This window comes from Synechococcus sp. (genome assembly GCF_982614295.1).
This window is the reverse complement of sequence record NZ_CEXBMR010000031.1, coordinates 17,924-19,658: the sequence shown is the minus strand read 5'-3', so window position 1 is coordinate 19,658 and position 1,735 is coordinate 17,924. Positions and strand designations below refer to the sequence as shown.

4 protein-coding genes and 1 pseudogene are annotated in these 1,735 nt (G+C 53.5%); all 5 read right to left on the bottom strand.

The window, feature by feature from the left end:
• Window positions 1-71 (bottom strand): annotated as a pseudogene (locus tag AC2JC8_RS06600) (photosystem II reaction center protein J); the annotation flags it as partial.
• Window positions 72-82: 11 nt separating this feature from the next.
• The gene (psbL, locus tag AC2JC8_RS06595; RefSeq protein WP_295456963.1) at window positions 83-202 is read right to left on the bottom strand and encodes a photosystem II reaction center protein PsbL; all 120 of its coding nucleotides are present in this window, start codon (window positions 200-202) and stop codon (window positions 83-85) included.
• Between the two features lie 9 nt (window positions 203-211).
• Window positions 212-346 (bottom strand): cytochrome b559 subunit beta, encoded by a 135-nt coding sequence (gene psbF, locus AC2JC8_RS06590; RefSeq protein WP_295456965.1) that lies wholly within the window; start codon window positions 344-346, stop codon window positions 212-214.
• 7 nt (window positions 347-353) lie between these two features.
• Complete coding sequence (psbE, locus tag AC2JC8_RS06585) at window positions 354-605, bottom strand: cytochrome b559 subunit alpha (protein ID WP_295456966.1); 252 nt, start codon at window positions 603-605, stop codon at window positions 354-356.
• Window positions 606-682: 77 nt separating this feature from the next.
• A complete protein-coding gene (locus AC2JC8_RS06580; RefSeq protein WP_484594398.1) occupies window positions 683-1,726 on the bottom strand; it encodes a photosynthesis system II assembly factor Ycf48 in 1,044 nt (347 codons plus the stop codon).
• Between the last annotated feature and the right edge of the window lie 9 nt (window positions 1,727-1,735).

The following is a 1,735-nucleotide window of genomic DNA, read 5'->3' as shown; positions in this document are numbered from 1 at the left end:
ACTGCTGGGCGGCCGTCTGGTAGACGATCAGGAATACGACCGTCTGGTATCGAAGACTTCTTGCTGCTCATAGCATTTGGCCTCAGTTAAAGAAGTAGCTGGAAAATAAAATTCCGGCTGCAAAAACAAACAGCAGCCCCAAGTAAAGGCTGGTGCGGTTTAGTTCAACCGGCAGGTTGTTTGGGTTTGGATTGCGCTGCATGGCAAAGATCTAACGGCGGACAAATTGCATAGCACCCAAACAACCCAAGAAGAAAACTGTGGGGATGCCAAGGGCATGAAGTGAGAGCCAGCGCACCGTAAAAATCGGGTAATTACGGGGCGTGGTGGGGGAGGAGGAAGTCATAGGTGGCTTAATTCTTAAGACGTAGATCCAATTGAGCTTTGCCCTCGAATCGTTGGCTCACCACTGGAGCTTTTTGATCATTTGCTTGGAAATAAGCATCTGGCCGAGGGGTGCCAAAAGCGTCGTAGGCAAGGCCGGTGCTCACAAAAAGGAACCCAGCAAGGAAGATCGATGGCAGTGTTACGGCGTGAATCACCCAGTAACGAATGCTTGTAATGATTTCGAAGAACGGGCGTTCCCCGGTAGAACCGGCGGCCATTGCAATTCTCGTATCTGCTTTGTGATCCTAAGGGCTTGTAACCACCTGCTGCTGGAAACAGTTACAGGCTGGAACAGTTAGAGAATTTCAGCTGAATCAGGGCTAACCCAGCGCAGCAGGGTGCCCCTTTCGCCTAAGGCAAAGCCCTTGCCATCTTCTAGAAACAGCAAGCGGGTGAAGTTGCTTGGGGTGGCAGTGCCAACCCCATCGCGTTGCCAATGGCTGCCCCCATCAATGCTTGATAGCAGGGTGCCGTTGCCGCCTCCGGTCCAGATCGTGCCATTCGGATCCCAGGCCATATCCAAATAGCCATAGCCATTGGTGATCGGGATTACCGGCTTACTCCATTCCTCAGGGTTGCTGCCATCTGGGTTAAAGCGCAGTTGCGCGCCGCGGGTAACCATCCACAGTTCGCCACTGGGTTGGAAACCCATCGTTTGCACCCTTTGGCTGCTCACCCGGTTATGGGGTTGCCATACCTGATCCCCAGGGCTCCAGGTGGAAAAGAAATTACCGAGCCCACTCACGCTCACATAACTGCCATCGGGGCTGCGGCGCAGGTCGCGCACTGCTCCAGCGGCATCACTAACTTCCGCTTGCCAGCTCTTGCCGCTATCGCTGCTGCGGTAGATCGCCCCCACAGTTGTTGCTAGTTCTGCCTTGTTAGGGCCGGTGGCATTGATTAGGTAAGGATCGCCGGGCAGTTTTGTATCGAGCAGCAAACGCGTCCAATTTTGGCCAGCATCATCGCTGTGCAGCAGCAAACCTGGTTGGCCTGCAATCCAGCCTTCATCACCAAGAAAATCAATACTAATTAAGCGAAAATTTTCCTCTGCTGGCAGGTTTATCGCCCGTTCGGCCCAGCTGTTGCCGCCATCGTTGGTTTCCATCACCAGCCTGTTGCTACCCACCAAAAAGCCGTGCTGGCTATCGGTAAATGCCACATCAAGGGGGTTGGAAGAGATGTTTAGCGGCACTGGCACCCAGGGGCTGCTAGGGGCAGTGGCAAGGCCGGTAGTTACGCAAGCGGTGGTGAGCAGCAGCACCAAAACACAGCTCAATAAAGGCTTGAGTATTGAGTTGATCGCTTGATTCAGTGCTTGTGGGATCGATTTAGTCATGGAGTGAGT